This window comes from Janthinobacterium sp. GW822-FHT07H10 (assembly GCF_058798675.1).
Genome location: NZ_JBXAKS010000001.1, coordinates 459,704 through 485,668 on the forward strand (window position 1 = coordinate 459,704; position 25,965 = coordinate 485,668).

21 protein-coding genes are annotated in these 25,965 nt (G+C 64.9%); 16 read left to right on the plus strand and 5 right to left on the minus strand.

Translation table 11 applies throughout. From position 1 onward, the window contains the following. Positions 1–4: 4 nt before the first annotated feature. Positions 5–1,555 carry a nitric oxide reductase transcriptional regulator NorR gene (norR, locus tag AC1RDJ_RS02075; protein WP_493026561.1) on the minus strand — a complete coding sequence of 517 codons (1,551 nt, stop codon included), beginning with the start codon at positions 1,553–1,555 and terminating at the stop codon, positions 5–7. A gap of 150 nt (positions 1,556–1,705) precedes the next feature. On the opposite strand from norR, the gene nirK reads away from it, so the two are divergent. The 3 genes from nirK to AC1RDJ_RS02090 are packed head-to-tail and all read left to right on the plus strand — an operon-like array spanning position 1,706 to position 6,198. Then, positions 1,706–3,187, plus strand: a complete 1,482-nt coding sequence (gene nirK / locus AC1RDJ_RS02080) for a copper-containing nitrite reductase (RefSeq protein ID WP_493026364.1) — start codon at positions 1,706–1,708, stop codon at positions 3,185–3,187. A 26-nt stretch (positions 3,188–3,213) separates the two neighbouring features. Then, positions 3,214–3,891, plus strand: coding sequence for an iron-sulfur cluster repair protein YtfE (gene ytfE, locus AC1RDJ_RS02085; protein ID WP_493026365.1), 678 nt, complete (start codon positions 3,214–3,216; stop codon positions 3,889–3,891). Between the two features lie 15 nt (positions 3,892–3,906). Beyond that, positions 3,907–6,198 carry a nitric-oxide reductase large subunit gene (locus AC1RDJ_RS02090; RefSeq protein ID WP_493026366.1) on the plus strand — a complete coding sequence of 764 codons (2,292 nt, stop codon included), beginning with the start codon at positions 3,907–3,909 and terminating at the stop codon, positions 6,196–6,198. Positions 6,199–6,204: 6 nt separating this feature from the next. Here AC1RDJ_RS02090 and AC1RDJ_RS02095 read toward each other — a convergent pair whose 3' ends face one another. Beyond that, positions 6,205–6,627 (minus strand): DUF1841 family protein, encoded by a 423-nt coding sequence (locus tag AC1RDJ_RS02095; RefSeq protein ID WP_071321999.1) that lies wholly within the window; start codon positions 6,625–6,627, stop codon positions 6,205–6,207. Positions 6,628–6,734: 107 nt separating this feature from the next. On the opposite strand from AC1RDJ_RS02095, the gene AC1RDJ_RS02100 reads away from it, so the two are divergent. Next, a complete protein-coding gene (locus AC1RDJ_RS02100; protein WP_289884809.1) occupies positions 6,735–7,316 on the plus strand; it encodes a malonic semialdehyde reductase in 582 nt (193 codons plus the stop codon). A 449-nt stretch (positions 7,317–7,765) separates the two neighbouring features. Beyond that, a complete protein-coding gene (mqo, locus tag AC1RDJ_RS02105; RefSeq protein WP_232251034.1) occupies positions 7,766–9,358 on the plus strand; it encodes a malate dehydrogenase (quinone) in 1,593 nt (530 codons plus the stop codon). Between the two features lie 102 nt (positions 9,359–9,460). Here the strand turns inward: mqo and AC1RDJ_RS02110 are convergent, their stop codons facing one another. Next, positions 9,461–10,093, minus strand: coding sequence for an RNA pyrophosphohydrolase (locus tag AC1RDJ_RS02110; protein ID WP_071322002.1), 633 nt, complete (start codon positions 10,091–10,093; stop codon positions 9,461–9,463). A 204-nt stretch (positions 10,094–10,297) separates the two neighbouring features. Here AC1RDJ_RS02110 and AC1RDJ_RS02115 point away from each other — a divergent pair, with 204 nt between their 5' ends. Continuing rightward, on the plus strand, positions 10,298–12,037 hold the full coding sequence (locus tag AC1RDJ_RS02115) for a proline--tRNA ligase (protein WP_071322003.1): 1,740 nt from the start codon (positions 10,298–10,300) through the stop codon (positions 12,035–12,037). A gap of 20 nt (positions 12,038–12,057) precedes the next feature. After that, the gene (locus AC1RDJ_RS02120; RefSeq protein ID WP_232251035.1) at positions 12,058–12,660 is read left to right on the plus strand and encodes a lytic transglycosylase domain-containing protein; all 603 of its coding nucleotides are present in this window, start codon (positions 12,058–12,060) and stop codon (positions 12,658–12,660) included. Positions 12,661–12,740: 80 nt separating this feature from the next. Here the strand turns inward: AC1RDJ_RS02120 and AC1RDJ_RS02125 are convergent, their stop codons facing one another. Next, on the minus strand, positions 12,741–13,136 hold the full coding sequence (locus tag AC1RDJ_RS02125) for an SWIB/MDM2 domain-containing protein (RefSeq protein WP_071653383.1): 396 nt from the start codon (positions 13,134–13,136) through the stop codon (positions 12,741–12,743). Positions 13,137–13,566: 430 nt separating this feature from the next. Then, on the minus strand, positions 13,567–14,934 hold the full coding sequence (gene ffh / locus AC1RDJ_RS02130) for a signal recognition particle protein (RefSeq protein WP_034746567.1): 1,368 nt from the start codon (positions 14,932–14,934) through the stop codon (positions 13,567–13,569). 239 nt (positions 14,935–15,173) lie between these two features. On the opposite strand from ffh, the gene AC1RDJ_RS02135 reads away from it, so the two are divergent. From AC1RDJ_RS02135 to AC1RDJ_RS02175, 9 genes are all read left to right on the plus strand, one after another. After that, positions 15,174–15,683, plus strand: coding sequence for a sigma-70 family RNA polymerase sigma factor (locus AC1RDJ_RS02135; protein WP_071322005.1), 510 nt, complete (start codon positions 15,174–15,176; stop codon positions 15,681–15,683). Beyond that, positions 15,680–16,684 carry a FecR domain-containing protein gene (locus tag AC1RDJ_RS02140; protein ID WP_493026367.1) on the plus strand — a complete coding sequence of 335 codons (1,005 nt, stop codon included), beginning with the start codon at positions 15,680–15,682 and terminating at the stop codon, positions 16,682–16,684. Before AC1RDJ_RS02135 ends, AC1RDJ_RS02140 begins: the two co-directional genes overlap by 4 nt. A gap of 112 nt (positions 16,685–16,796) precedes the next feature. Continuing rightward, positions 16,797–18,983, plus strand: a complete 2,187-nt coding sequence (locus AC1RDJ_RS02145) for a TonB-dependent siderophore receptor (RefSeq protein ID WP_493026368.1) — start codon at positions 16,797–16,799, stop codon at positions 18,981–18,983. A gap of 116 nt (positions 18,984–19,099) precedes the next feature. Next, complete coding sequence (locus tag AC1RDJ_RS02150) at positions 19,100–19,381, plus strand: hypothetical protein (RefSeq protein ID WP_083411604.1); 282 nt, start codon at positions 19,100–19,102, stop codon at positions 19,379–19,381. Continuing rightward, entirely contained in the window at positions 19,378–21,081 is a 1,704-nt protein-coding gene (locus AC1RDJ_RS02155) for a PepSY-associated TM helix domain-containing protein (protein WP_493026369.1), read from the plus strand. The genes AC1RDJ_RS02150 and AC1RDJ_RS02155 overlap by 4 nt, the downstream gene beginning before the upstream one ends. Next, complete coding sequence (locus AC1RDJ_RS02160; protein ID WP_493026370.1) at positions 21,078–21,419, plus strand: DUF3325 domain-containing protein; 342 nt, start codon at positions 21,078–21,080, stop codon at positions 21,417–21,419. Before AC1RDJ_RS02155 ends, AC1RDJ_RS02160 begins: the two co-directional genes overlap by 4 nt. A gap of 91 nt (positions 21,420–21,510) precedes the next feature. Beyond that, on the plus strand, positions 21,511–22,698 hold the full coding sequence (locus AC1RDJ_RS02165) for an efflux RND transporter periplasmic adaptor subunit (RefSeq protein WP_071322009.1): 1,188 nt from the start codon (positions 21,511–21,513) through the stop codon (positions 22,696–22,698). A gap of 5 nt (positions 22,699–22,703) precedes the next feature. After that, on the plus strand, positions 22,704–24,698 hold the full coding sequence (locus AC1RDJ_RS02170) for a MacB family efflux pump subunit (protein WP_071322010.1): 1,995 nt from the start codon (positions 22,704–22,706) through the stop codon (positions 24,696–24,698). 147 nt (positions 24,699–24,845) lie between these two features. After that, on the plus strand, positions 24,846–25,835 hold the full coding sequence (locus AC1RDJ_RS02175) for an ABC transporter substrate-binding protein (protein ID WP_071322011.1): 990 nt from the start codon (positions 24,846–24,848) through the stop codon (positions 25,833–25,835). Positions 25,836–25,965: the final 130 nt, after the last annotated feature.

The window sequence follows — 25,965 nt, forward strand, 5'->3', positions numbered from 1 at the left end:
CGGCTCAGGCTTTCAGCCCGACCCGGCGCGCCAGCTTGTGCAGATTGCTGGCGTCCAGCCCCAGCTGGCGCGCCGCGGCGGCCCAGTTGTCCTGATGCAGGGCCAGCGCCTGGCGGATGGCCTGGCGCTGGCTCGCTTCCACGATTTGATGCATGCTGAGCAAAGGCGCTGCTGCCGTCGCGCACGCTGCCGGCGCAGGGGCCGGCGCACCCGCCGGCGCCTCCAGCGCATCGAGATCGAGCATATCCGTTTCCAGGGTGACGATGTCCTTGCGGTCCGCGCCGCGGATCACGGCTTTCAGCGCGGCACGGCTGATCACATGTTCAAGTTCGCGCACATTGCCGGGCCAGCGGTAGTGGCGTAGCGCCTCTTCCGCTGCCGACGACAGGCGCAGGCTGCGCAGGCCCAAGCGTGCACGGTTGAGTTCCAGGAAACCGCCCGCCAGCAGCAGCACGTCATTGCCTCGCTCGCGCAGCGGCGGAATCGGCACGGGATACACGGATAAACGGTGGTACAGGTCGGCCCGGAACGTGCCGTCGCGCACATGCTCGCGCAGGCTGCGGTTGGTGGCGGCGATCACGCGCACGTTGACCCGGCGCGGCCGGTCCGCGCCTAGGCGCTGGATTTCCCCATTTTGCAAGGTGCGCAGCAGTTTGGCCTGGATGGGCAGCGGCAATTCCCCCACTTCATCGAGGAACAGGGTGCCCCCTTCGGCCGCTTCGAAACGGCCGGGCCGGTCGCTGACGGCGCCGGAAAACGCGCCGCGCACATGGCCGAACAGTTCGCTCTCGGCCAGGGACTCGGGCAAGGCCGCGCAATTGACATGGATCAAGGGCTTGCCGGCGCGGCGCGACAGCCGGTGCAGCCGGTGCGCGCACAGTTCCTTGCCCACTCCCGTTTCCCCCAGCAGCAGCACGGGCAGTTCCGAATCGGCCACCACCTGCAGTTCGTGCAGCAATTGCGTGATGGCGCCGCTCTGGCCGACGAAATCGTGTTCCTCGCGCGGCGCCTGCGCATTGGCCTGCATGGCGCCGCCCGACAGGCGCAGGCCGCGTATTTCGGCCTCCAGGCGGGTGACGCGCACGGCTGCCTCGATGGCGCACGCCAGTTCGCCCAGCTCGCGCTGCGCGCGGACATCGAAGGCCCCCACCTGCAGGGCGTCGAGCGTGATCACGCCCCAGCGTTCGCCTTCCAGGTCGAGCGCCATGCCCATGCAGTCGTGCACGGGCAGCGGCTCGCCGGCCCGCTCGGCGATCAGGCCGTCGTACGGATCGGGCAGGGCACTGTCGTGATGGAAGCACAGCACGCCGCGCCGCTGCAGGATGGCGGCCAGGCGCGGATGGTCCGTGACGGCGAAACGGCGTCCCAGCGCATCGCTGGCCAGGCCGGCCATGGCCACGGGCCGCAGGTGCTCGCCGTCCAGTTTGAGCAAGGCCACGGCCTCGCAGCCGAAGTGCGCGCGCAGGCTGCCCACCAGCCGTTGCAGGCGCACGGCCACGGGCAGGTCGGCGACCAGGTCGGTGAGTAGCAGAAGGTGAATGGCGGAGGTGGTCATCATGACCATGGAGGGTACAACGGACCCTGCCCAGGCAGGGTCATCACGACCCTGCAATTTTCAAATCGTTGATTTAAAACAAGTTTTTCCTGGCACACGGTTTGCCTAGGTAAGAGTGCCGAACCGGCAGACAAGACCAAGGAAAGCTTGATGAAAACCACTCCCTCCCTCGGCGCCATCGCCGCCGCCATCTGTGTCCTGGCACTGCCCCCGTCCGTACAGGCGCAGGCCAGCCTGCCTGCCAGCGCCGCCGCCACTGCCGCCAAACCCGCCGCCGCGACGTTCAAGCGCTATGAACTGCAGACCAATATCGTCGATGGCAAGATGGTGTTCATCGACGCCAAGGGCCAGGTCAATCCCGTGCTGGCGGCAAACGTGGGCGACACGGTCGAACTCGTGCTGAAAAGCGGCGAGGGCGCCGAACATGATTTGCTGATACCCGAGCTGAACGTGGCGTCCGCCAAATTCAGCGCCAATACGGGCAAGACCAGCGTGCGCTTCAAGGTCACGCGCGCCGGCACGTTTACGTATTACTGCTCGATTCCCGGCCACCGGCAGATCGGCATGGAAGGCAAGCTGGAAGTGAACGGCGCCTCGCTGGCAGAAGCCGGAGCACCGAAGGCGGCTGGCGCGGGCGCCGCCAGCGAATCGGGCCAGGCCGCCGCGCTGGCCCTGTACACGCCGGCGCCATCGCCGATGCGCGGGCCCGATCCATCCGCCGTCAGCGTGGCGGCCAACCCCGCTTCGGTGCCCGCCGCCATCGGCGCGCGCGCGCCGCAAACCCTGAAATACCGCATGGAGACGGTGGAACTGCCGGGCAAGCTCGATGACGGCACCAGCTTTACCTACTGGACCTTCAACCGCCAGGTGCCGGGTCCCATGCTGCGCGCGAAGGTGGGTGACACGGTGGAGTTGACCCTGTTCAATGCGAAAGACAGCAAGATGATCCACTCGATCGACCTGCATGCGGTGACGGGCGGCCATGGCGGCGGCCAGCACACGCAGGTGGCGCCGGGGCAGGAAAAAACCGTCACCTTCAAGGCGCTCAATCCCGGCCTGTATGTGTACCACTGCGCCACGCCGCTGGTGCCGCAGCATATCGCGGCAGGCATGTACGGCATGATCCTCGTCGAACCGGAAGGCGGGCTGTCGAAGGTGGACCGCGAGTATTACGTGATGCAGGGCGAGATGTACACGGGCCGTCCGCACGGCGCGCCCGTGCACCAGGAACCGAACCTGGAAAAGATGGCCAACGAGCTGCCCGACTACTACGTCTTCAACGGAGAAGTGGGCGCCCTGAGCAAGACGCACAAATTGCAGGCGACAGTCGGCGAGACGGTGCGCATCTACTTCGGCGTCGGTGGCCCGAACAAGATTTCTTCGTTCCACATCATCGGCGAAATCTTCGACAAGGTGTACAGCGAAGGCTCGATCAGCAGCCCGAAACACGACGTGCAAACCACCTTGGTGGCCCCCGGCGGCGCGACCATCGTCGAACTCAAGGTGCAGCACCCGGGCAGCTACCTGCTGGTCGACCATGCCCTGTCGCGCGCCGGCAAGGGCGCCGTCGGCGTGCTGGAAGTCACGGGCGAGCCCGTGCCCGGCGTCTACCACGCGGGCGCCCGTCAATAAACCCTATTCATCCTCAAGGAACCGTTATGGACATGATCGAGTTATCCCTGGGCCAGCTGGCCCGCCGCATCCCTGGCGCCACGCGCCTGTTCGATGCGCACCGCCTGGACTTTTGCTGCGGCGGCAACAAGACCCTGCGCGCGGCGGCCGAGGCGGCCGGCGTGGACGTCACCCCCATCGTCGAGGAGCTGCGGCTGCTGCAAGGGCGGACGGACGCCAGCGGCGAGCGTGACTGGCAGGAGGCTACGGCCACGGAGCTGGTGCAGCACATCCTGGCGCGCTACCACGCCGTGCACCGCGAGCAGCTGCCCGAACTGATACGCCTGGCGCGCAAGGTCGAGCAGGTGCATGGCGAGCGCGCCGACTGTCCGCATGGGCTGGCGGAACACCTGTCGGCCATGGCGCAGGAGCTGGAAAGCCATATGCGCAAGGAGGAGGACGTGCTGTTCCCCATGATCGTGCGCGGCCAGGGTCCGCGGGCCGGCGCACCGATCAACGTGATGCGCATGGAGCACGACGACCATGGCGTGGCCTTGCGCGCGATGGAGGCGATGACGAACGATATCAGCGCGCCGGCCGGCGCCTGCACCACCTGGCGCGCGCTGTACACGGGGCTGCGCACCTTCCGCGAGGACCTGATGGCGCACATCCATACCGAAAACAACATCCTGTTCGAGCGCTTCGCGCCGGCCGTGGTGCACTGACAAAGGAAAGACCGCATGGGTCCCTATAAAAAACTCTGGTTCACCCTGATCGGCGTGCTGATCGTGACCTTTTCGCTGCTCGGTTATTACGGCGTCGAAGTCTACCGGCAGGCGCCGCCGATTCCCGCGCAAGTGCTGGCGCAGGATGGCCGGCAGCTGTTCGACCGCGAAGGCATCCTCGATGGCCAGACGGCCTGGCAATCCGTGGGTGGCATGCAGCTGGGCTCCATCTGGGGCCACGGCGCCTACCAGGCACCCGACTGGACGGCTGACTGGCTGCACCGCGAACTGACGGCCTGGCTGGAGCTGGCCGCGCAGGAGCAGCACGGCAAGGCTTACGCGCTGCTGGACGGCCCCGCGCAGGCGGCGCTGCGCGAAGCGCTCAAGCTCGAGTACCGCGGCAACCGGGTCGACGATGCGCAGGTGCTGCGCCTGTCGCCGCGCCGCGTACAGGCGCTTGCCCGCACGGCGCACTATTACGACCAGCTGTTTTCCGACGCGCCGGCCCTGCAAGAGAGCCGCGAGCATTTCGCCATGAAGGAAAACACCTTGCCCAGCGCCGAACGGCGCGCGCAGATGACGCAGTTCTTCTTCTGGACGGCCTGGGTCGCCGCCACCGAGCGTCCGGGCCAGAAGGTCACGTACACGAACAACTGGCCGCACGAACCGCTGATCGGCAACCAGCCCAGCGGCGAGAACCTCGTCTGGTCGGTCGCCAGCGTGGTGGTGCTGCTGGCCGGCGTCGGCTTCCTCGTCTGGGGCTGGGCCTTCCTGCGCGACCATGACGAAGCGCTGCCGGCGGCCGGTCCGCGCGATCCGCTGACCACTTTCGCCCTCACGCCTTCGCAGCGGGGACTGGGCAAATACCTGTTCCTCGTCGTCGCCCTGTTCATCTTCCAGGTCTTCATCGGCGGCTTTACCGCGCACTATACGGTGGAAGGGCAGCAATTCTATGGCGTCGACGTGTCGCGCTGGTTCCCGTATGCGCTCACGCGCACCTGGCATATCCAGGCCGCGCTGTTCTGGATCGCCACGGGCTTCCTGGCCGCCGGCCTGTTCCTCGCGCCGCTGATCAATGGCGGCCAGGATCCGAAGTGGCAGCGCCTCGGCGTCGACGTGCTGTTCTGGGCGCTGGTGGTCGTCGTCGTCGGCTCCTTCATCGGCAATTACCTGGCGATTGCGCAAGTGATGCCGCCCGAGTGGAATTTCTGGCTCGGCCACCAGGGCTACGAATACGTGGACCTGGGGCGTTTGTGGCAGATCGGCAAGTACGTGGGCATCCTGCTGTGGCTCGTGCTGATGCTGCGCGGCGTCGTGCCGGCCCTGCGCCAGAAGGGCGGCGACAAGAACCTGCTGGCGCTGCTGACGGCTTCCGTGGGCGCCATCGGCCTGTTTTACGGCGCCGGCCTGTTCTACGGCGAGCGCACGCATTTATCGGTGATGGAGTACTGGCGCTGGTGGGTGGTGCACCTGTGGGTGGAGGGTTTCTTCGAAGTCTTCGCCACCACGGCGCTGGCCTTCATCTTCGCGACCCTGGGCCTGGTGTCGGCGCGCATGGCCACCACGGCCAGCCTGGCGTCGGCGTCGCTGTTCATGCTGGGCGGCATACCGGGCACTTTCCACCACCTGTATTTTGCCGGCACGACCACGCCCGTGATGGCCATCGGCGCCAGCTTCAGCGCGCTGGAAGTGGTGCCGCTGATCGTGCTGGGCCACGAAGCGTGGGAAAACTGGCGGCTGAAGGAACGCGCGCCGTGGATGGAAAACCTGCGCTGGCCGCTGATGTGCTTTGTCGCCGTCGCCTTCTGGAACATGCTGGGCGCGGGGGTGCTGGGCTTCATGATCAACCCGCCCGTGGCGCTGTATTACATCCAGGGCTTGAACACGACTCCCGTGCATGCGCATGCGGCACTGTTTGGCGTGTACGGCTTCCTGGCGCTGGGCTTTACCTTGCTCGTGCTGCGCTATCTGCGGCCGCACTGCCAGTTCAGCCCGGCGCTGATGAAGACGGCGTTCTGGGGCTTGAACGGGGGCCTGGCGCTGATGATCTTTACCAGCTTGTTGCCAATTGGCATTATCCAGTTCCACGCCAGCGTGACGGAAGGCCTCTGGTATGCGCGCAGCGAGGCATTCATGCAGCAGCCGCTGCTGCAGACGCTGCGCTGGGTGCGCACCTTTGGCGACGTGGTCTTCATCGTGGGCGCCATCGCCATGGCATTGCAGGTGGTGCTGGGATTGCTGGGCAAGGCGCCGAAGGCACCCGTACTGCAGCCGCAGGCAGGGGGCGGCGCGGCCGCCATGAAATAGCGTTGCTTAGCGGCGGCGCACGCAGTCGATATAGGCGTCCGTGTCCGGCGGCAAGCCCGAACGCTGCGACGCCCAGATCATCTGGCCCAGGCACTCCATCACTTCGTGCTGGGCTGCATGGGCCGAATCGAGGCGCTGCGTCAGCTGCTGCACGGCCGGGCGGATGCCGCGCGGCTGGTCGACCTGCACCTGTTCCGTGATCGACAGGTGCATGGACAGGTGCAGGAAGGGATTGGCCTGCCCGCCCTCGACGGAATAGTCGCGCGCCAGCGCCGCTTCAACGTCGCTCAGCTCGTTTTCATATTCGGGGTGCTCGAGGATCCAGTCGAGCGCGATCGCTTCCATGGGCGTGAGGATGTCGTGGGCGCGGTGCTTGCGCAGGGTGTCGCAAAAGAAACGGCGCACATCGTCGGAAGAGGGGTTGAACATGGCTGGATAACTGTGGCTAAGGGCAGCCGGCATTGTACCGCGTACGTAAATTGTGTACGCTGTGCCAGCTGTTTTTGCCCTTCCACCGACCACCTGGAGAATGCCCGATGTTGAATGACGCCGCCCTCGATACCCTGTTCTACGCCGCCCGCACGCATAATGGCTGGCAAGACCGTCCCGTCAGCGATGCCCTGCTCAAGCAGCTGTACGATACCTTGAAGTGGGCGCCCACTGCGGCCAATGGCTCGCCGATCCGCGTGGTTTTCGTCAAGTCGCCTGAAGCGAAGGCGACCCTGGTCGAGTGCATGTCGGCCGGCAACGCGGCCAAAGTGGCGCAGGCGCCCGTGACGGCCATCATCGGCATGGACATGGCGTTTTATGAACAGCTGCCCAAGCTGTCGCCCCACGTCGACGCGCGCGCCTGGTTCACGGGCAACCAGGCGCTGTCCGATGCGACGGCGTTCCGCAATTCTTCGCTGCAAGGCGGTTACCTGATCCTGGCCGCGCGCGCCCTGGGCCTCGATTGCGGCCCCATGTCCGGCTTCGACACCGAAAAACTCGACGCCGCCTTCTTCGCCGGCACCACCGTCAAGGCCAATTTCGTCTGCAGCCTCGGCTATGGCGATCCCGACCGCGTGCGTCCCCGCGCGCCGCGCCTGTCCTTCGAGGAAGCGTGCCGCATTGTCTGAATGACTACTTCAGGGTAATTTCCAAGGGCATCGCGGATGCCCTTTTTTACGCCGCGCGACCGCGTTCATGAGCCGATAGTCACCGCAAATTAATACCTAGCAGTAAGTATTATCCACTAGCGCCGCGCCCCGGCAGCGCCAAATAACGGTGATAAAATCGCCGTTCTTGATATTTGCACTGGACACGACGGCGATTGTATTGCCGCTTTTTCAGCCGGCAACGACGGCCGTGCCGTTCCATTGCCCGCACCTTTGCCACCAAATCTTGCTTTGGGACTATCCCGTAGCGCGGCAGCATGCCTGACACCATCGACCTCCGCCTCTCCGGCTGCCTCGGCGTTCCGGATGGCGGGCTGTTTTTCGTTCGATCCTCGATCGATCGCTTGCGGTCGCGCTGGTGCCGCCGCGGTGGCGCACAAGAATCATCCTATTCATGAACGGAGTTACGTATGCGTAAATCGCTATTACTTTTGATGTCGTGCCTGATCCTGGCGGCATGTGACAAGACCCCGCCGGCTTCGTCGGAAAAACCGGTCGACGTGCTGCTGGTCGGCGCCGGCACCATGAGCGCCACCCTGGGCAGCATGCTCAAGGAACTCGACCCGTCGCTGACGATGGAAATGTACGAGCGCCTCGGTTCCGTGGCGGCCGAAAGCTCGGACGCGATGAATAACGCGGGCACGGGCCACTCGGCATTTGCCGAGCTGAACTACACGCCGGAAGCGGCCGACGGCAGCATCGAAACCAAGAAAGCCGTCGATATCAACGAGCAATTCGAGATTTCCAAGCAGTTCTGGGCTTACCAGGTGGAAAAAAAGCACCTGGGCGCGCCGCAGACCTTCATCAACAACGTGCCGCACATGAGCTTTGTGTGGGGCGATGCGAATATCGCCTTCCTGCACAAGCGCTATGAAGCGATGCAAAAGCAAAACCTGTTCAAGGGCATGCTGTACTCGGAAGACCCGGCGCAGATCGCGCAATGGGCGCCGCTGGTCATGCAAGGCCGCGACAAGGGCCAGAAAGTGGCCGCAACGCGCATGGAGATCGGTACCGACGTCAATTTCGGCACCCTCACGCGCGGTCTGGTGAGCTACCTGACGGACAGCCATGGCATGGCACTGCATCTGCGCCATCAGGTGCAGGACATCAAGCGCGGCGCCGACGGCGTGTGGAACGTGACGGTGAAAAACCTGGCCGACGACACGGAAAAGACCGTGCGCGCCAAGTTCGTCTTCATCGGCGCGGGCGGCGGTTCGCTGCCGCTGCTGGAAAAATCGGGCATTCCTGAAGCCAGGGGCTATGGCGGCGTGCCGGTGGGCGGCCAATGGCTGGTCACCACGAATCCGGACCTGGTGGCGGCGCATGCGGCCAAGGTGTATGGCAAGGCGTCCGTCGGTTCGCCGCCGATGTCCGTGCCGCATCTGGACACGCGCATCATCGACGGCAAGAAAGCCTTGCTGTTTGGCCCGTTCGCCACCTTCTCGACCAAGTTCCTGAAAAACGGTTCGTGGATCGACTTGCCCGCCTCTATCGGCAGCGGCAACATCAAGCCCATGCTGCAAGCCGGCTACGACAATATTCCGCTGACCAAATACCTGGTCGAACAAGTGATGAATACGCCGGAAGACCGTTTGAAGACCCTGCGCGAATACTTGCCGAACGCCAAGATGGAAGACTGGACCCTGCAAAACGCGGGCCAGCGCGTGCAGATCGTCAAGGATGATCCGGTTAAAGGCGGCTTGCTGCAGTTCGGCACGGAAGTCGTCGGCGCCGCCGATGGCAGCATCGTTGCCCTGCTGGGCGCCTCGCCTGGCGCCTCCACCGCGCCGCCGATCATGATCAAGGTGCTGCAGACGGCGTTCAAAGCGCGCCTGGCGACGCCGGAATGGCAGGCGAAGATGGTGGAAATGGTGCCGTCGTATGGTCAAAAGCTGAACAACGACCCGGCCCTGGCCAACAAGATCCGCCAGCACAGCAGCGCGATCCTGGGCTTGAAAGCCATCACGCTCGACGTGCCAGCGGCAGCGCCGGCGGCAAACTAAGTGAGCCTGACCGGCAGGGAGGTTTCCTGCCGGAATGAAAAAAAGGGGCAGCCTGGTCAGGCTGCCCCTTTTGCGTGGGAGCGTGCGTTCATGTCTGGCCGGCTACTCCTTGCCCGGCAAAATCAGCTCGGGCGTGCGCCCTTCGGCGGCGGCGCCGTCGCAAGGCTTGGCCAGCGCAGCACCGTCCTGCGCCCGCGGCGCATGCGGCTGGCGCAGGTAGCGCGAGGTATGGCGGTGCGCTTGCTGCGCGTTGCCATGCACGGGCCAGGTCAGGAAGCGGGACAGCTCCTGCAAGGCGCGCTGGTACACATCGCGTTTAAATTCAATCACGACATCGAGCGGGACCCAGTACTCATGCCAGCGCCAGGCGTCGAACTCGGGATGGTCGGTCAGGCGCAGATTGACGTCGTTGTCGCGCGCGCACATTCTCAGCAGAAACCAAATCTGCTTCTGGCCACGGTAGTGGCCGCGAATCTCGCGCTTGATGAAGTGGTCTGGCACTTCATAGCGCAGCCAGTCGCGGGTGCGGCCGACAATTTTGACGTGTTCCTGTCTGAGTCCGATTTCCTCTTCAAGTTCGCGAAACATGGCTTGTTCCGGAGTTTCGCCATATTTGATACCGCCTTGCGGAAACTGCCATGAGTGCTCGCGCACCCGCTTGCCCCACCACACCTCGTTCTGGGCGTTTAGCAGGATGATGCCGACGTTGGGCCGAAACCCTTCACGGTCGAGCATAATGCACCTCAAACTTTCTGCGACAGCGCGTCTTTTTTTACATTTTTGCCCACAACTCCGCAAGCCGGTTGCCTTTTCGGGGTGCGAAAAGAGCCGGAATCGCACCAATTGAGCGCATTTGTGTAAAGTATGGACGCATCAGCCAGCTAATCCTTTAAAATTAGGTTGATTATAACCCTCTCTTTTTAAAAAGAATTCACCGTTATGCGCGCCTCCCGTTTTTTTATTTCCACACTTAAAGATGCACCTTCTGACGCGGAAATCGTCAGCCACCAATTGATGATGCGTGCAGGCATGATCAAACGCCTCGGTTCCGGCATCTACACCTACATGCCGATGGGCTTGCGCGTGATCCGCAAGGTGGAAGCCATCATCCGTGACGAGATGAACAAGGCCGCCGGCATCGAACTGCTGATGCCGCTCGTGCAGCCTGCCGAACTGTGGCAGGAGACGGGCCGCTGGACCAAGATGGGCGATGAACTGATGCGCGTGAAAGACCGCCATGGCCGCGAATATGCGATCCAGCCGACGTCGGAAGAGGTCATCACGGACGTCGTGCGCACGGAAATCAAGTCCTATCGCCAGCTGCCGTTGAATTTTTACCATATCCAGACCAAGTTCCGCGACGAGCGCCGCCCACGCTTCGGCCTGATGCGCGGCCGCGAATTCACCATGAAGGACGCGTACTCGTTCGACCGCGACCTGGCCGGCATGCAAGCGTCGTACAAGGTCATGTTTGATGCCTACACCAGTATCTTCACGCGTTTCGGCCTGCAATTCCGCGCCGTGGCAGCCGACAACGGCGCCATCGGTGGTTCCGGTTCGCATGAATTCCACGTCATCGCCCACACGGGTGAGGACGCGCTCGTGTACTGCCCGACGTCCGACTACGCCGCCAACATGGAAGCGGCCGAAGCGTTGCCGCCGGCTGGCGAGCGCGCCGCCGCTACCCAGGCCTTGACCAAGACGGCCACGCCGGACACCGTCAAGTGCGAAACCGTGGCCACCCTGCTGGGCCTGGATCTGTCGCAGACCGTGAAAACCATCGCCCTGACGGTGGAAACGACGGGCAAGGACGAGAAAGTCACGAAACAGTTCTTCATGCTGCTGCTGCGCGGCGACCATGAGTTGAACGAGATCAAGGTAGGCAAGGTTGCCGGCCTGGCCGGCCACCGTTTCTCGACGGAAGCAGAAATCCTGGAAGTCTACGGCACGATTCCCGGCTACCTGGGCCCGATCGGCACCAAGGCACCGGTCACCGTGGTGGCGGACCGCACGGTCGCCCACATGGGCGATTTCGTCTGCGGCGCGAATGAGGCCGGTTTCCACTACACGGGCGCCAACTGGGGCCGCGACATGGCCGAGCCTGCCATCGTGGCCGATTTGCGCAATGTCGTCGCCGGCGACGCGTCGCCGGACGGCCAGGGCCTGCTGGCCATCGAGCGCGGCATCGAAGTGGGCCACGTGTTCCAGCTGGGTACGGCGTACTCGGAAAGCATGAAAGCCACCTTCCTCGACGAGAACGGCAAACCGGCGCCGCTGCAGATGGGTTGCTACGGCATCGGCGTGACGCGCATCCTGGGCGCCGCCATCGAACAGAACTTCGACGACAAGGGCATCATCTGGCCTGCGTCGATCGCGCCGTTCGAGGTCGTGCTGTGCCCGATGGGCATGGACCGCAGCGAACTGGTCAAGGAAGAGACGGAGAAGCTGTACGCGGCCCTGCAAGGCGCCGGCGTCGATGTCATCGTCGATGACCGCGGCTTGCGCCCAGGCGCCATGTTTGCCGACTGGGAACTGATTGGCGTGCCGCACCGCATCGTCATCGGCGAGCGGGGCTTGAAAGAAGGCAAGCTGGAATACCAGGGCCGCCGCGACGCGGAAGCGACCGGCGTGGCGCCGGACGAGATCGTTGCCTTCATCCAGGGCAAAATGGCGCAGTGAAGCGTCTATCCGTAAGTCAAGTGGCCGGCGCCCTCGCGCTGGCCGCCTGCCTGGCCTGCGCTTTCCCGGCGCAGGCCGGCAACCAGAAGGAAGAGGCGCTGGCCGACTCCGTCCGCCTGGCGCTGTCGCATGCGATCCGCGACGAACGCCCGCCGCAACCCAAATTTTCCACCCCCGCCGAGTTGCAGCGCTACCAGCAATGGCTGGCGCAGATGTCGCAACGCCTGCAGCGCAAGCTGCCGGACGCGCAGTTGCGCACGGAATTCCTGGAAACAGTCTGGTATGAAGCGCGCCGCGCCGGCCTGGAACCGGCCCTGGTGCTGGGCCTGATCCAGGTCGAGTCGGCCTACCGCAAATATGCCGTCTCGCTGGCCGGCGCGCGCGGCTACATGCAGGTGATGCCGTTCTGGACGGGCGTCATCGGCGACAGCGACCGCAGCAAGCTGTTCCACATGCAGACGAATCTGCGCTATGGCTGCGCGATTTTGCGCATGTACCTGGACATGGAAAAGGGCGACCTGTACCTGGCCCTGGGCCGCTACAACGGCAGCCGGGGACGCGCCGAGTACCCGAATGCCGTGCTGGCCGCGTGGAAATTGTGGGAATTCAAGCCTGCCGCCTGAACGCAAGTCAAAAAAAATGCCCCGCTCGCTGATTCAGCGGCGGGGCACTCGCACGGCTGACGCAGCCGGCGCGTATCTGATCATTTCAAATGATCGGAGATCAGTTTCGTCATTTCAAACATGGAGACTTGGGCTTTGCCGCCGAAAACGGCTTTCAGCTTGTCGTCCGCATTGATCATGCGGCGGTTGGCCGGATCTTGCAGATCGAGTTTTTTGATGTAATCCCATACCTTTTTGGTCACTTCCGTGCGCGGCAGTGGTGCTGCGCCAACAACGGCGGCCAGTTCTTTCGATGGCGTCATTGCTTTCATGAATGCTGCGTTTGGCTTGCGTGGTGTTGCCGGTGCTGCCGCTTTCTTCGCCGCTGCTGGTTTAGCTGCTGCCTTGGCTGCGGGTGCTGCTTTCTTGGCGGCTGCAGGCTTGGCTGCTGCTGCTTTGGCTGGCGCTGCTACTGGGGTTTTTTTGGCTGTTGCCATCTTCGAGCCTCCTTAACAAACACATGGGAAATTGCGCAATTAATCGCACGGCTAATATTGGTGTGGATTTACCTAGTATGCAAGTGTTTTTCACGTTTTCACGAGGAAAAAGCAGGGAAATGACGCGCCTGTCGCCCGGGCGCACCGCTTGGGGGCGTGGAACGGCGTTTTTGCCCGTAAATGGCATGGTTGCTGGCTATGCGGGGAGGGGGACTGCGGAGGGAGGGAAGAGTGATGCCGGACACATGAAAATGCAATCCGGCATTATTTAGAACGATGTTTTTAGCCTGTCGCGTTTGCACACGCGGCTTAATGAAGGCCTTCAAAATCACAGCGAGCGGATGGTATTTGTGGCCGAGAAGCGCAACCGTACTGAAGTACGGTGAGCATCGCCGGCCGCAAAGACCACCGCGCAGCGGATTTTGAAGCCTTACCTCATGCCAGGCATCATGCCCTTCATGGAGCGCATCATCTTCATCATGCCGCCGCCCGACAATTTTTTCATCATCGTCTGCATTTGCTCGAATTGCGTCAGCATGCGGTTCACTTCCTGCACCTGCACGCCGGCGCCGGCGGCGATGCGGCGCTTGCGCGTGGCCTTGATCAATTCAGGCTTGGCGCGCTCCTGCGGCGTCATCGAATCGATGATGCCGCACATGCGGCGCACCTGTTTGTCGGCCTGGTCCATGTTCTTGCCGCCGGCCGCCTGCTGGAACTGGGCCGGCAGCTTGTCCATCAGGTTGGCCATGCCGCCCATTTTCTTCATCTGGCCCAGCTGCGCCTTGAAGTCGTTCATGTCGAACTTGCCGCCCACCTTGATCTTTTGCGCCAGGTCCGCCGCCGCCTTGCTGTCGACGCCCTTGCGCGCCTCTTCCACCAGCGCGAGGATGTCGCCCATGCCGAGGATGCGGTTGGCCATGCGGGTCGGGTCGAACGCTTCCAGGCCGTCGAGTTTTTCCGAGACACCGGCAAACTTGATCGGCTTGCCCGTGATGTGGCGCACCGACAGGGCCGCGCCACCGCGCGCATCGCCATCGAGCTTGGTCAGCACGATGCCGGTCAGCGGCAGCGCATCGTTGAAGGCCTTGGCCGTGTTGATGGCGTCCTGGCCCAGCATGGCGTCGACGACAAACAGGGTCTCGATCGGCTTCACGGCGCCGTGGACGGCGGCGATTTCGCGCATCATCTCTTCGTCGATACCGAGACGGCCCGCCGTATCGATGATCAGCACGTCGTGGTAATGCTTTTTCGCCCAGTCCAGCGCGGCCAGCGCGATATCGACCGGCTTGTCCGTGCTGGTCGACGGGAAGAAGTCGGCGCCCACCTGGGCGGTGACCGATTGCAGCTGGGCGATCGCGGCAGGGCGATACACGTCGGCCGAGACGGTCAGCACTTTCTTTTTCTTTTCTTCCTTCAGGTATTTCGCCAGCTTGCCGACGGTGGTGGTCTTGCCCACACCCTGCAGACCGGCCATCAGGATGATGGCGGGCGGCTGCTGGGCAAAGCTGATCTGCGACGCTTCCGGGCCCAGGTCGGCGCCCATCAGGGCTGCCAGCTCGCGCTGTACCACGCCCACGAGGGCCTGGCCTGGCGTCAGCGAGGAAATGACATCCTCGCCCATGGCTTTTTCTTTGACTTTGGCGATGAATTCGCGCACGGCGGGCAGGGCGACGTCGGCTTCGAGCAGCGCCAGGCGCACTTCGCGCAGCATGTCGGCGGTATTCGCTTCGGTCAGGCGCGCCTCGCCGCGCATGGTCTTGACGACTTTGGCAAGCCGTTGGGTGAGATTATCTAGCATGATGAACCTGCAATGAAAAGCTTGGGAGTGGGCGGCGCAAGCCGGACGATGGGCGCCATTTTACCCCATCGCGTGGCCCTGGCGCTCCATTGCTGCACAGCCTGGCGGTTGGCCGGATTTTGAATTAGTTGGTATTTCTGCCAATGCCGCGATTGCATGAAAGCTAAAATCGCGGTTAAAATGAGAATAATTCTTATTTACATTCGAGGGCGCCACGCGCCATACCGGAAAGGGGTGCCATGTCGGCCGCCGATTTTGCCCAGCAACAAGACCTGCACGCGCTCTACAGCAGCCATCACGGCTGGCTGCAGGGCTGGCTGCGGCATAAGCTGGGCAATGCGGGCGAGGCGGCCGACCTGGCGCAAGACACCTTCATCAGCGTGCTTGCCAACGGCATGGCGCCGCAAATCCGCGAGGCGCGCCCTTTTCTCGCCACCATCGCGCGGCGCCTGGTGGCGCACCGCTACCGCCGCCAAGTGCTGGAAGACGCCTACCTGGAGGCGCTGGCCTGCTTGCCGCCCGAGGCGGCGCCCGCGCCGGAAGCGCGCCTGCTGGCGCTCGAAGTCTTGCAGGAAATCGACACGGCCCTCGACGGCTTGCCCGCTCCCGTGCGCACGGCTTTCCTGCTGGCGCAGCTGGAAGGTCTCAGCTATGCCGAGATCGCCGCGCGCCTGAACGTGTCGGCCAGCTCGGTGAAGCAGTACCTGACGCGCGCCAACCGCCAGGTGTTTTTCTCCCTGCCGGCATGAGCGCGGCGGGCGAAGCGGCGGCCCCGGCGGCCATCAGCGAGGACGTGCAGCTGCAGGCGGCCGAATGGCTGACGCTGCTGATGTCGGGCGATGTGGGCGAGGCGGAGCGGGCCGCCTGGCAGCGCTGGCGCCGCGCCGCGCCGGAACATGAACAGGCCTGGCAGCATATCGAGGCCGTCGCGCAGCGCCTGCAAGGCGTGTACCGCGACGGTGCGCAGCGCACGGCGGCCGCGCAGGCGCTGGCCAGCGCCGGCCCGCCCGCCAGCGGCAAGCGGCGCCAGCTGCTCGTCTGGCTGGGCGTGGCGACCGGTGGCGGCTTGCTGGCTGCGCAGACGGGTGCCTGGGATGGCGTGCGCGCCCTGCGCGCCGACTACCGCACGGCCACGGGCGAGCGGCGCGAAGTGGCGCTGGCCGATGGCAGCGTGCTCAGCTTGAATACGGAGTCGGCCGTGAATGTGCGCTTCGACGGCAGCCGCCGCCTGATCGAGCTGCTGGCCGGCGAAATCCTCGTCGTCAGCGGCCGGGGCGCCGGCAGCGACGCGCCGCTGGAAGTGGCCACGCGCGAAGGCCTGGTGCGCGCGCTGGGCACGCGCTTTTCCGTGCGCCAGCAGGATGGCTACAGCACGGTCGATGTCTTTGAAAGCGCCGTCGAGATTCGTCCGCGCGACGGCGACGGCGCACCGTTGCTGCTGGCGGCCGGGCGCGGCGTGACGTTTTCCCGTCACGCACCCGACGCGCCGCATGCCGTCGATGCGTATGCGGACGCCTGGTTGCGCGGGCAGATGATCGTCGATGACGTGACCCTGGGCGATTTCCTGGCCGAGCTGGCCCGCTATCGCCCCGGCGTGATCCATTGCGCGCCGGAAGTCGCCCAGCTGCGCCTGTCGGGCGTGTTCCCGCTGGCCGACACCCAGCGCATCCTGCACATGCTGCCCAACTCGCTGCCGGTGCAGGTGCGCAGCCGCACGGCGTACTGGGTGACGGTCGAACCCGCGCCATAGCCGCGGCATAAAGAATATTTATCGAGCGGACTGCCCGTTTGTCGTTTTCGCGGCACCTACAGAGTAGGGCGCCTATTGTTCACCGTCTCATGACGCCATTTCAGGATTTTTCATGCCGCACGCTTTGCAAATTGCCATTTCGACACCGCGTCTTTCCGCACTGCGCCCGCTGGCGCAAGCGGCAGCGACCCTGTGCCTGGCCGCCAGCCTGCCGGCCTTGGCCCAGCAGGCCGCGCCCGAGCAGACCATGGGCGGCGTGTCGGTGACGGCGGGACGCGATGCGGCGACGGAAGGCAGCGGCTCCTACACGACGGGCGTGAGCAATACGGCAACCAGGCTGAACATGTCGCTGCGCGAGACGCCGCAGTCGGTCAGCGTGCTGACGCGCCAGCAGATCGACGACCTGGGCATCACCACCCTCGATGACGCCGTGCAGTCGATCACGGGACTGGTCATGCAAAAAGGTAACTTCACGGGCGATTCGGGCAGCTTCAGCGCGCGCGGCTTTCCCGTCGAGAACATCCTGTTCGATGGCTTGCCGACCAGCTTGGGCGCGAACGGCACCTTCAATGGCGACAATGACGACCTGGCCATCTACGACCGCATCGAGGTGGTGCGCGGCGCCACGGGCCTGACGACGGGCAGCGGTACGCCCAGCGCCGCCATCAATCTGGTGCGCAAGCGCCCGACGGCCACGCCGCAGGCGTCGTTCTCGGCCAGCGTGGGCAGCTGGAGCAACTACCGGCTGGAAGCCGACGCGGCCAATGCGCTCAACGAAGCGAAGACGCTGCGCGGGCGCGTCGTCGTGACGGTGCAGGACAAGCAGGACTACGTCGACGTGCTGCATGGCCATAATCACCAGCTGTACGGCGTCATCGAGGCCGACCTGCGCCCCGACACCACTTTTACCTTCGGCGCGCACTACCGCAAGACCGATAACGACGGCGTCGTGACGGGCGTGGTGACGGCCGCCGACGGCAGCTTCCTGCAGTTGCCGCGCTCCACCTACCTGGGCACCGACTTCGATGACTGGCGCCAGACGGACAAGACCCTCTTCGCCGAACTGGAACACCGCTTCGGCAACGGCTGGAAGGCCAGGCTGGCGGCCACGCGCAAGACGCCCGAGATCGACACGACGTTTTCCGGCATCAACCGCCGCGGCGATACCCTGCGCTTCAATTCGCAGAGCTACCGCGCCGAGCTGGCCAACACCAGCTACGACGCGTATGCCAGCGGCAGTTACAGCCTGTTCGGCCGCCAGCACGAGCTGACGGTCGGCGCCAGCCACCGCCGTTCGTCAAAAAACAGCTATGGCGGCTGGGCGCCGTACAGCTGGGGTGCGGCGGCGCCCGTGATCGACCCGTTCAACTGGGACACGGGCAGCGTGCCGCGCCCCGTCATCAACTACGCGCAATGGCGCACGGCCAGCATCACCGAGCAAAGCGGCGTGTATGCCGGCACGCGCATGCGCCTGGCCGATCCGCTGTCGCTGGTGCTGGGCGGTCGCCTGAGCTGGTACAAGGACGACGCCGGCTACTCGGTGGCGCGCGAATTCACGCCGTACGCCGGTGTCGTGTATGACCTCGACAAGCAGCACTCCGTGTACGCCAGCTGGACCGAGATCTTCCAGCCGCAGGCGTCCACGGACGCCAACGCGCAGCCATTGAAGCCGATCAGCGGCACCAACTACGAAGCCGGCGTGAAGGGCGAATACTTCGGCGGCGCCCTCAATGCCAGCGCGGCCGTGTTCCAGATCCGCCAGCAGAATCGCGGCGTGGACGACCTCAATGGTCCCAATCCCTGCCCCGGCAGCACCTGGGGCTATTGCCAGCGCGCGTCGGGCGAGGTGCGCAGCGAAGGCGTGGAACTGGACGTGGCGGGCGCGCTGACGCCCGACTGGCAGCTGTCGGCCGGCTATACCTATGTGAAGGCGCAATTTACGCGCGACAGCGATCCGGCCAATATCGGCAAGGATTTCAACAGCCGCTATCCGCGCCAGCAGCTCAAGCTGGCCACCAGCTACCGCCTGTCCGGCGCGGCGCAGGGCTGGCGCGTCGGCGCCTCCGTGTACGGGCAGGGCGCGACGGAATCGAGCGACGGCAGCTATCACCTGCGCCAGGGCCGCTACGCGATCCTGGGCCTGAACGCGGCCTGGCAGGTCGACAGCCGCGCCGAGCTGCGCCTGAACGTCAACAACGCGCTCGACAAGCATTATTACCAGAGCATTTATTCCGATGTCTTCGGCAACCTGCCCGGCGCGCCGCGCAACGTGATGCTGACGCTCAATTACAAGCTGTAACTTAATAACTTTGAATGACCTATCTTGATGAAGGATGCATGGCTTATGGATGTGCAGTTGAATGTGGCCCGCGCCCGCGATGGCGTGAACCAGCGTATGCTACAAGGAGCGCCGCGATGATGAAATCGGCCAACATGATGTTGTTTTCGCGCGTGCTGGCCGCCATTTTCGGCGGCTACGCGCTCACGTCCGGCGTGGCCGTGCTGCTGTCGGCCGTGCTGCCGCTGTCGCGCGCCGAAGCCGTGCTGACGGCCACCCTGAGCGCTTTTATCGTGTACACCGGCGCCGTGATCTGGGTCTTTGCCGTGCAGGACCTGCGCCGCGCCTGGATCGGCATGCTGCTGCCGGCCATCCTGTGCGGCGGCATCGGCATGCTGTTGTCGCGGGGTGCCGCATGAACGCCGTCAAGGTGGACAAGGTGGCGAAGACGCCACAGCAGGGCGGCTTGCGCCAGGCCATGGCCTGGCTGCATACGTGGAGCGGCCTGTGGATTTCCTGGCTGCTGTTCGCCATCTTCATGACCGGTACCCTGGCCGTCTTCGACGACCCGATCGGCCACTGGATGACGCCCGAACACGCGCTGGAAGAGGCGGCGCACGCGAACGATCCGCCGCTGCCGAAGGTCACGGACCGCGGACACCGTCTGGAGCTGGCCCTGGACTTCATGGCGAAAGAGCATCCGAAGGCGGACATGTGGGAAATCTGGCCCGTGCAGCGTCCGGGCCATGGCCTGTCCGCCTACTGGTTCCAGCCCAGCGGCGGCTATGGTTCGGCGGATCTCGATCCGCTGACGGGCGCTGTCGTCGAGCATGCGCGCGAGGCGACCGAGCGCGAAACCATCGGCGGCCACCATTTCGTCGATTTCCACTACGAGCTGCACGCGGGCCGCATCGGTGTCTGGATCGTCGGCATCACCACCATGATCATGCTGGTGGCGCTGGTCAGCGGCGTCATCACGCACAAGCGCATCTTCAAGGATTTCTTCACCTTCCGTCCGGCGAAAGGGCAGCGCTCGTGGCTCGACGCGCACAACGCGGTGGCCGTGCTGACCCTGCCGTTCCAGTTCATGATCGCCTATACGGGCCTGGCCTTCTTCAGCGACGACTATGTGCCTGCCCCCGTGGTGGCCCAATATGGCATGGAAAACGGCAAGCGCGCCTTCCTGGCCGACTGGAACGATGCGGGCAAGCCCGAGCGCACGGGCCAGCCGCTGGCGATTCCCGCGCTGGAGTCGTTCGCGCAGCGCGCCGAGCAGGCCATCGGCCAGGAAATCCGCGCCGTGGTGCTGGACAACCCGAACGACGCCTCCATGCGCGTCTGCATGTACGGCTGGAATGAAGACACGGAACTGCTCACGCGCCTCAGCGCCAACACGGGCAGGGCCTGCTATGCGCTGGCCACGGGCGAGCGGACCGCCTTGCGCCTGCCGGGCAAGTCGGACACGGGCGGCGCAGGCCTGACGCGCACCGTCATGTCGAACCTGCACATGGTCGGCTTCGGCGGCACGCCGATGCGCTGGCTGTACTTCTTCTGCGGCCTGGCCGGCACGGCCATGATGGGCACCGGCGCCATCCTGTTCATGGTCAAGCGCCGCCAGCGCTCCGGCGGCGAATTCGGCGCCTATACGCAGCGCGTGTACCGCGTCATCGAATGCCTGAACGTGGCGGCGATCGCCGGCCTGGCCATTGCCTGCGTGGGCTTCCTGTGGGCCAACCGCCTGATCCCCGTCGGCATCGAGCAGCGCGCCGGCTGGGAAGTGCGCGCCTTCTTCGGCGTGTGGTTCGTGATGCTCGTGCATGCCTGCCTGCGCGCGGAAAAGCGCGCGTGGATCGAACAACTGTGCCTGCTGGCCGCCCTGTGCCTGCTGCTGCCCGTGCTGAATGTGCTCACGACAGGCGACAGCCTGGTGGCGCAGATCGCGCGCGGCGACTGGGAAAGCGCCGGCGTGGAACTGTGCAGCATGGCGTTCGGCCTGCTGGCCGCCTGGGGCGCGTGGAAAGTCCACAAGCGCAAGGAAAAAGCGGCCAGGAAGGCCGCCGGCAAGGAAAGCCAGGCGCCATCGGCCAGCCTGCAAGTCACTACGGAAGGACAGTCATGATCAACACCATACTCTGCGCGCTGGGCCTGTCGTATGCGGGCATGGCCAGCCTCTCGCTGGCGATGGACCGCCATCACGGCCAGGTGTGGGGGCGCGACGCCGCGCCGAATGTGCGGCGTGCGCTGCAACTGGCGGGCGCCATGCTGCTGGCGCTGGCCATCTGGCCCTGCGTGGCTGGCTGGAGCGCCACCGTCGGCGTGGTCGCCTGGCTGGGCTTCCTGTCGGCCGGCGCGCTGCTGGTGGCCCTGCTGCTGCCGTATGCACCCAAAGTACTGTTTCGTAGTTCCCTGCTGGCAGCCGTCGCCGCGCTGGCAGGGCTTGTGACGTTCCTGCAGTAATGTTGACTGCCATTTTCAAGGATAGACTGATGCAATTTTCACGCCTGGCGACACCGTTCGATGTTTTAACTGTATTGAAAGTGGCTTCCTGATGGCGGCCCGCCTGTCTTCCCGCCGCGCGCGCATCCTCGGCGGCGCGGTCTTGCTGGCGCTGTTCGGCGCCGGCGCCCTGTGGGCCACGCGCGGCCCGAAAACCGTGTTCGACACGGCCCCCGTCAAGCGCGGCAACATCGAGGCCAGCGTCACGGCCATCGGTACCCTGCAACCGCAAACCTATGTCGACGTGGGCGCCCAGGTGTCGGGCCAGATCACGCGCCTGCACGTGCAGCCCGGCAGCGCCGTGGAAAAAGGCCAGTTGCTGGCCGAGATCGACCCCAGCGTGCAGCAAGCCACGGTCGACGCGGGCCGCGCCGCCCTGGCGGGATTGCGCGCGCAGCTGGCCGACCAGCAGGCGCAGCACCGCCTGGCGGGCCAGCAGCATGGGCGCCAGAAGCAGATGGCCAAGTTCGATTCCACGCCGCTGGCCGACCTGGAAACGGCCGAAGCCACTCTGGCCTCGGCCGCCGCCAAGATCGATCACCTGAAGGCGCAGATCGACCAGACCCAGGCGAGCCTGAAGGCCGACGAGGCGCGCCTCGGCTATACGCGCATCTACGCGCCGATGGCCGGCAGCGTGGTGGGCCTGGATGCGAAGGAAGGGCAAACCCTGAACGCGACGTACCAGACGCCGAACATCCTGCGCATCGCCGATTTGTCGGCCATGACGGTGTGGACGGAAGTGTCGGAGGCGGACGTGCGCCGCGTGCGTCCGGACATGCCCGTGTATTTCACCACCCTGGGCGGCGACCAGCGGCGCTGGAGCGGCAAGGTGCGGCAGGTGTTGCCGGCGCCGCCGGTGCCCGGTGGCTCTGCCGCCGGCACGGCCCTGGCGCCGTCGACCAGCAAGGTGATTCTGTATACCGTGCTGTTCGACGTGGATAACGCCGATGGCGAATTGATGCCGCAAATGACGGCGCAGGTGGTGTTTGTCACGGCGGCGGCGAAAAATGTGCTGGCCGTGCCCCTGCCGGCCCTGAAACCGTCGACCGAGGAAGGCGCGAAGCCGGGGCAGTTCACGGCCCGCGTGATGGATGCCGAGGGCAAGGTCGATACGCGCGCCGTCACCGTGGGCGTGCGCAACCGCCTCAATGCGGAAGTGCTGCAAGGCTTGCGCGAAGGCGAATTGCTGGTGACGGGCGAGCAGCCGGCCGGCAGCGGCGCCAGCAGGTTCCAGCTATGAGTGCGATGAGCGAGGCCGCGTCGCTGGGGCAACCGGGACAGCCGGCGCCGTCGGCGCCGTTGATTGAACTGCAAGGCATCCGCAAGCGCTATGGCGGACATGACGGCGCGCCGGCCGTGGAAGTGCTGCGCGGCGTCACGCTGTCGATCGGCGCCGGCGAATTCGTCGCCATCGTCGGGGCGTCCGGTTCCGGCAAGTCGACCCTGATGCACCTGCTGGGCTGTCTCGACCGGCCCAGCGACGGCAGCTACCGCTTTGCCGGCCAGGACGTGGCCAGCCTGAATCCCGATGAACTGGCGTGGCTGCGGCGCGAAGCGTTCGGCTTCGTCTTCCAGGGCTACCATTTGATCGCCACCGAATCGGCGCGCGAGAACGTGGAAGTGCCGGCCCTGTACGCGGGCATGCCGGCGGCCGCCCGCCATGCCCGCTCCGAGGCGCTGCTCAAGCGCCTGGGGCTGGGCGAGCGGCTCGACCACCGGCCGAACCAGTTGTCGGGCGGGCAGCAGCAGCGCGTGTCGATTGCGCGCGCGCTGATGAATGGCGGGCGCATCATCCTCGCCGATGAGCCGACGGGGGCGCTGGACAGCACCAGCGGCGCCGAAGTCATGGCCCTGCTGGGCGAACTGGCCGACGCCGGCCACACCATCATCCTGATCACGCATGACCGCAAGGTGGCGGCCCAGGCGCGCCGCGTGATCGAGATCAGCGACGGCGAGATCGTCGAAGATTCGGGCGCCATCGCCATTCCCGCCACGGCGACGGCCCTGCCGCCGCTGGACATGTCGCGCGCCGCGCACGATACGGGCGCCTCGCTGGGCACGGAACTGCTCGACGCGGCGCGCGCCGCCTGGCGCGTGATGTGGATCAACCGCTTCCGCACGGGCCTGACCCTGCTCGGCATCATCATCGGCGTCGCTTCCGTGATCGTCATGCTGGCCATCGGCCTGGGCACGCGCCAGCAAGTGATGGCGCAGCTGGGCGCCTTCGGCTCGAACCTCTTATATATGTCGTCGATCGGCGAAAGCTCGCGCATCCCCGGGCGCAGCATCACGCTGGCCGACCTCGAGGCGCTCGAGGAAGTGCCCGGCATTTCCCACGTGCTGCCGAATGTCACCGGCAACAAGGTGATCCGCCATGGCAACCTCGACGTGCAGACGTATGTGCGCGGCACGGGCGCGGCGCTGCCGCAGATCCAGACCTGGCCGCTGGCCTATGGCGGCTTCTTCACGCAGCAGGATGAGCGCGAGATGGCCACCGTCGCCGTGCTGGGCTGGCGCCTGGCGCACAAGCTGATGCCCGACATCGCCAATCCCGTCGGACAGAATATCCTGATCGGCAACGTGCCGTTCCAGGTGATCGGCGTGATGAGCGAGAAGGGCGCGCTGACGGGCGACAAGGACGAGGACGACGTGCTGCTGCTGCCGTTTTCCACGGCCGGCATCCGCGTCTTCGGCCAGCGCGAGCCCACGTATATCGTGCTGGCGGCCGACGACGTGAAGCGCATCGCCGAGACGGAAAAAGCCGTCGACGCCGTCATGTTCGAGCGCCACCGCATCCGCGACTACGGCATCAGCAACGCGGCCGCCTCGATCGCCGCCGAGGCGCGCACGCAGGACAACATGACCATGATGCTCAGCCTGATCGCCGCCGTCTCGCTGGTGGTGGGCGGCATCGGCGTCATGAACGTGATGCTGATGACGGTGCGCGAACGCACGCGCGAGATCGGCATCCGCATGGCGACGGGCGCGCGCCGGCGCGACATCCTGCGCCAGTTCCTCACGGAAGCCGTGCTGGTGTCGGTGGTGGGCGGCGTGGCCGGCATCGTCGTCGGCGTGAGCTTTGCCGCCGTGCTGCTGGTGTGGGAAGTGCCGGTGATCTTTTCGCTGAGCGCCATCGGCGGCGCCTTTGCCTGCGCCGTGGTGACGGGGCTGGTATTTGGCTTCATGCCGGCGCGCAAGGCGTCCGGGCTCGATCCTGTCGTGGCGCTGGCCGGACAGTAGCTATTGTGGCAACGCCGGCAGCATGGCTGCCGGCAAAAAGATGTTGCCCTGGCTCTAACACGCGGTACTATCTCCCCATAATAAAAAAGCCGTGTTTCGCGTAGTTTTGCCCTTGCGGGCACACACCAACCACCACAGGAGAACCCGATGCGTAAGAAATTAACCTTGAAGGCCGGTATCACCGCCGCCCTCATGCTGGCTTTCAGCGTGGGCGCGGTCCAGGCCCAGGCGCAGGAAGTCGTGCGTCTTGGTAACTTGAAATTTGCCCATTACGGCGCCGTGTCGTACATCAAGGAAATCGCGCCCAAGTGCGGCATCAAGGTGGAAGAACATATCTTCGCCAAGGGCCTCGACGTGATGCAGGCCATCATCGCGGGCGAGCTGGACGTGGGGGCGACGGCCTCCGAAGCGGCCATTTCCGGCCGCGCGGGCGGCGCGCCCATCTATGTGGTGGCCGGCTTTGCCAAGGGCGGCGCGCGCCTGGTGGGCGGGGCGGGGCAAAAGATCGCCAGCGTCAAGGAATTGAAGGGCAAGCGCGTGGGCGTGACGCGCGGCGGCATCCAGGAAGTGCTGCTGCTGGCCGAACTGGCGCAAGCGGGCCTGACGTATTCCGAAACCAAGGGCAAGGACGTGCAGCTGGTGTTCCTTGCCTACGCGGACTTGAACCAGGCGCTGATGGGCAAGAATATCGATGCCATGATGCAATCGGAACCGCAATCGTCGCAGGCGATCAACAAAGGTTTCGGCACGGAAATCCTGAAACCGTACGACACGCCGATCGGCGAGCCCGTGCGCACCATGGTGATGACGGAAAAGTTTTACAAGGAACGCCGTCCCGTGGCGGAAAAATTCATGCGCTGCTTCGTCGAAGCGACGAAGACCTTTATCGATAACAAGGCGACGGCGGAAAAATACGTGCGCGAAGTGGTGTTCCGTGGCCAGATCACGAAGGATGACTTCGACGATGCGATCAGCAATTCGCCGTATTCCTACGACATCACGCCCGAGCATATCCAGGTGACCACCGATGTGATGGTGAAGACGGGCGTGGGACGCATGGCGAAGCCGCCCGTGGCCAAGGACTGGGTCAAGACGGATTTGCTGGAACAGGCGAAAAAGAGCTTGAACGTCAAGTAAACCGGATACCGGCAGTGCCCGATGGCCCGCTTGAGCGGGCCATCATTTTTTTGCGGCACACTAATATATATAGGCAAGCGGCGAGGCAAGCGGCGAGGCAAGCGGCGAGGCAGGCGGCGGGCGGCGGCGC

What these genes read in the sequence shown, in the direction of transcription:
- norR (WP_493026561.1), bottom strand. Translation starts at nt 1,555, where the DNA reads ATGACCACCTCCGCCATTCACCTTCTGCTACTCACCGACCTGGTCGCC.
- nirK (WP_493026364.1), top strand. Translation starts at nt 1,706, where the DNA reads ATGAAAACCACTCCCTCCCTCGGCGCCATCGCCGCCGCCATCTGTGTC.
- ytfE (WP_493026365.1), top strand. Translation starts at nt 3,214, where the DNA reads ATGGACATGATCGAGTTATCCCTGGGCCAGCTGGCCCGCCGCATCCCT.
- AC1RDJ_RS02090 (WP_493026366.1), top strand. Translation starts at nt 3,907, where the DNA reads ATGGGTCCCTATAAAAAACTCTGGTTCACCCTGATCGGCGTGCTGATC.
- AC1RDJ_RS02095 (WP_071321999.1), bottom strand. Translation starts at nt 6,627, where the DNA reads ATGTTCAACCCCTCTTCCGACGATGTGCGCCGTTTCTTTTGCGACACC.
- AC1RDJ_RS02100 (WP_289884809.1), top strand. Translation starts at nt 6,735, where the DNA reads ATGTTGAATGACGCCGCCCTCGATACCCTGTTCTACGCCGCCCGCACG.
- mqo (WP_232251034.1), top strand. Translation starts at nt 7,766, where the DNA reads ATGCGTAAATCGCTATTACTTTTGATGTCGTGCCTGATCCTGGCGGCA.
- AC1RDJ_RS02110 (WP_071322002.1), bottom strand. Translation starts at nt 10,093, where the DNA reads ATGCTCGACCGTGAAGGGTTTCGGCCCAACGTCGGCATCATCCTGCTA.
- AC1RDJ_RS02115 (WP_071322003.1), top strand. Translation starts at nt 10,298, where the DNA reads ATGCGCGCCTCCCGTTTTTTTATTTCCACACTTAAAGATGCACCTTCT.
- AC1RDJ_RS02125 (WP_071653383.1), bottom strand. Translation starts at nt 13,136, where the DNA reads ATGGCAACAGCCAAAAAAACCCCAGTAGCAGCGCCAGCCAAAGCAGCA.
- ffh (WP_034746567.1), bottom strand. Translation starts at nt 14,934, where the DNA reads ATGCTAGATAATCTCACCCAACGGCTTGCCAAAGTCGTCAAGACCATG.
- AC1RDJ_RS02135 (WP_071322005.1), top strand. Translation starts at nt 15,174, where the DNA reads ATGTCGGCCGCCGATTTTGCCCAGCAACAAGACCTGCACGCGCTCTAC.
- AC1RDJ_RS02140 (WP_493026367.1), top strand. Translation starts at nt 15,680, where the DNA reads ATGAGCGCGGCGGGCGAAGCGGCGGCCCCGGCGGCCATCAGCGAGGAC.
- AC1RDJ_RS02145 (WP_493026368.1), top strand. Translation starts at nt 16,797, where the DNA reads ATGCCGCACGCTTTGCAAATTGCCATTTCGACACCGCGTCTTTCCGCA.
- AC1RDJ_RS02150 (WP_083411604.1), top strand. Translation starts at nt 19,100, where the DNA reads ATGATGAAATCGGCCAACATGATGTTGTTTTCGCGCGTGCTGGCCGCC.
- AC1RDJ_RS02155 (WP_493026369.1), top strand. Translation starts at nt 19,378, where the DNA reads ATGAACGCCGTCAAGGTGGACAAGGTGGCGAAGACGCCACAGCAGGGC.
- AC1RDJ_RS02160 (WP_493026370.1), top strand. Translation starts at nt 21,078, where the DNA reads ATGATCAACACCATACTCTGCGCGCTGGGCCTGTCGTATGCGGGCATG.
- AC1RDJ_RS02165 (WP_071322009.1), top strand. Translation starts at nt 21,511, where the DNA reads ATGGCGGCCCGCCTGTCTTCCCGCCGCGCGCGCATCCTCGGCGGCGCG.
- AC1RDJ_RS02170 (WP_071322010.1), top strand. Translation starts at nt 22,704, where the DNA reads ATGAGCGAGGCCGCGTCGCTGGGGCAACCGGGACAGCCGGCGCCGTCG.
- AC1RDJ_RS02175 (WP_071322011.1), top strand. Translation starts at nt 24,846, where the DNA reads ATGCGTAAGAAATTAACCTTGAAGGCCGGTATCACCGCCGCCCTCATG.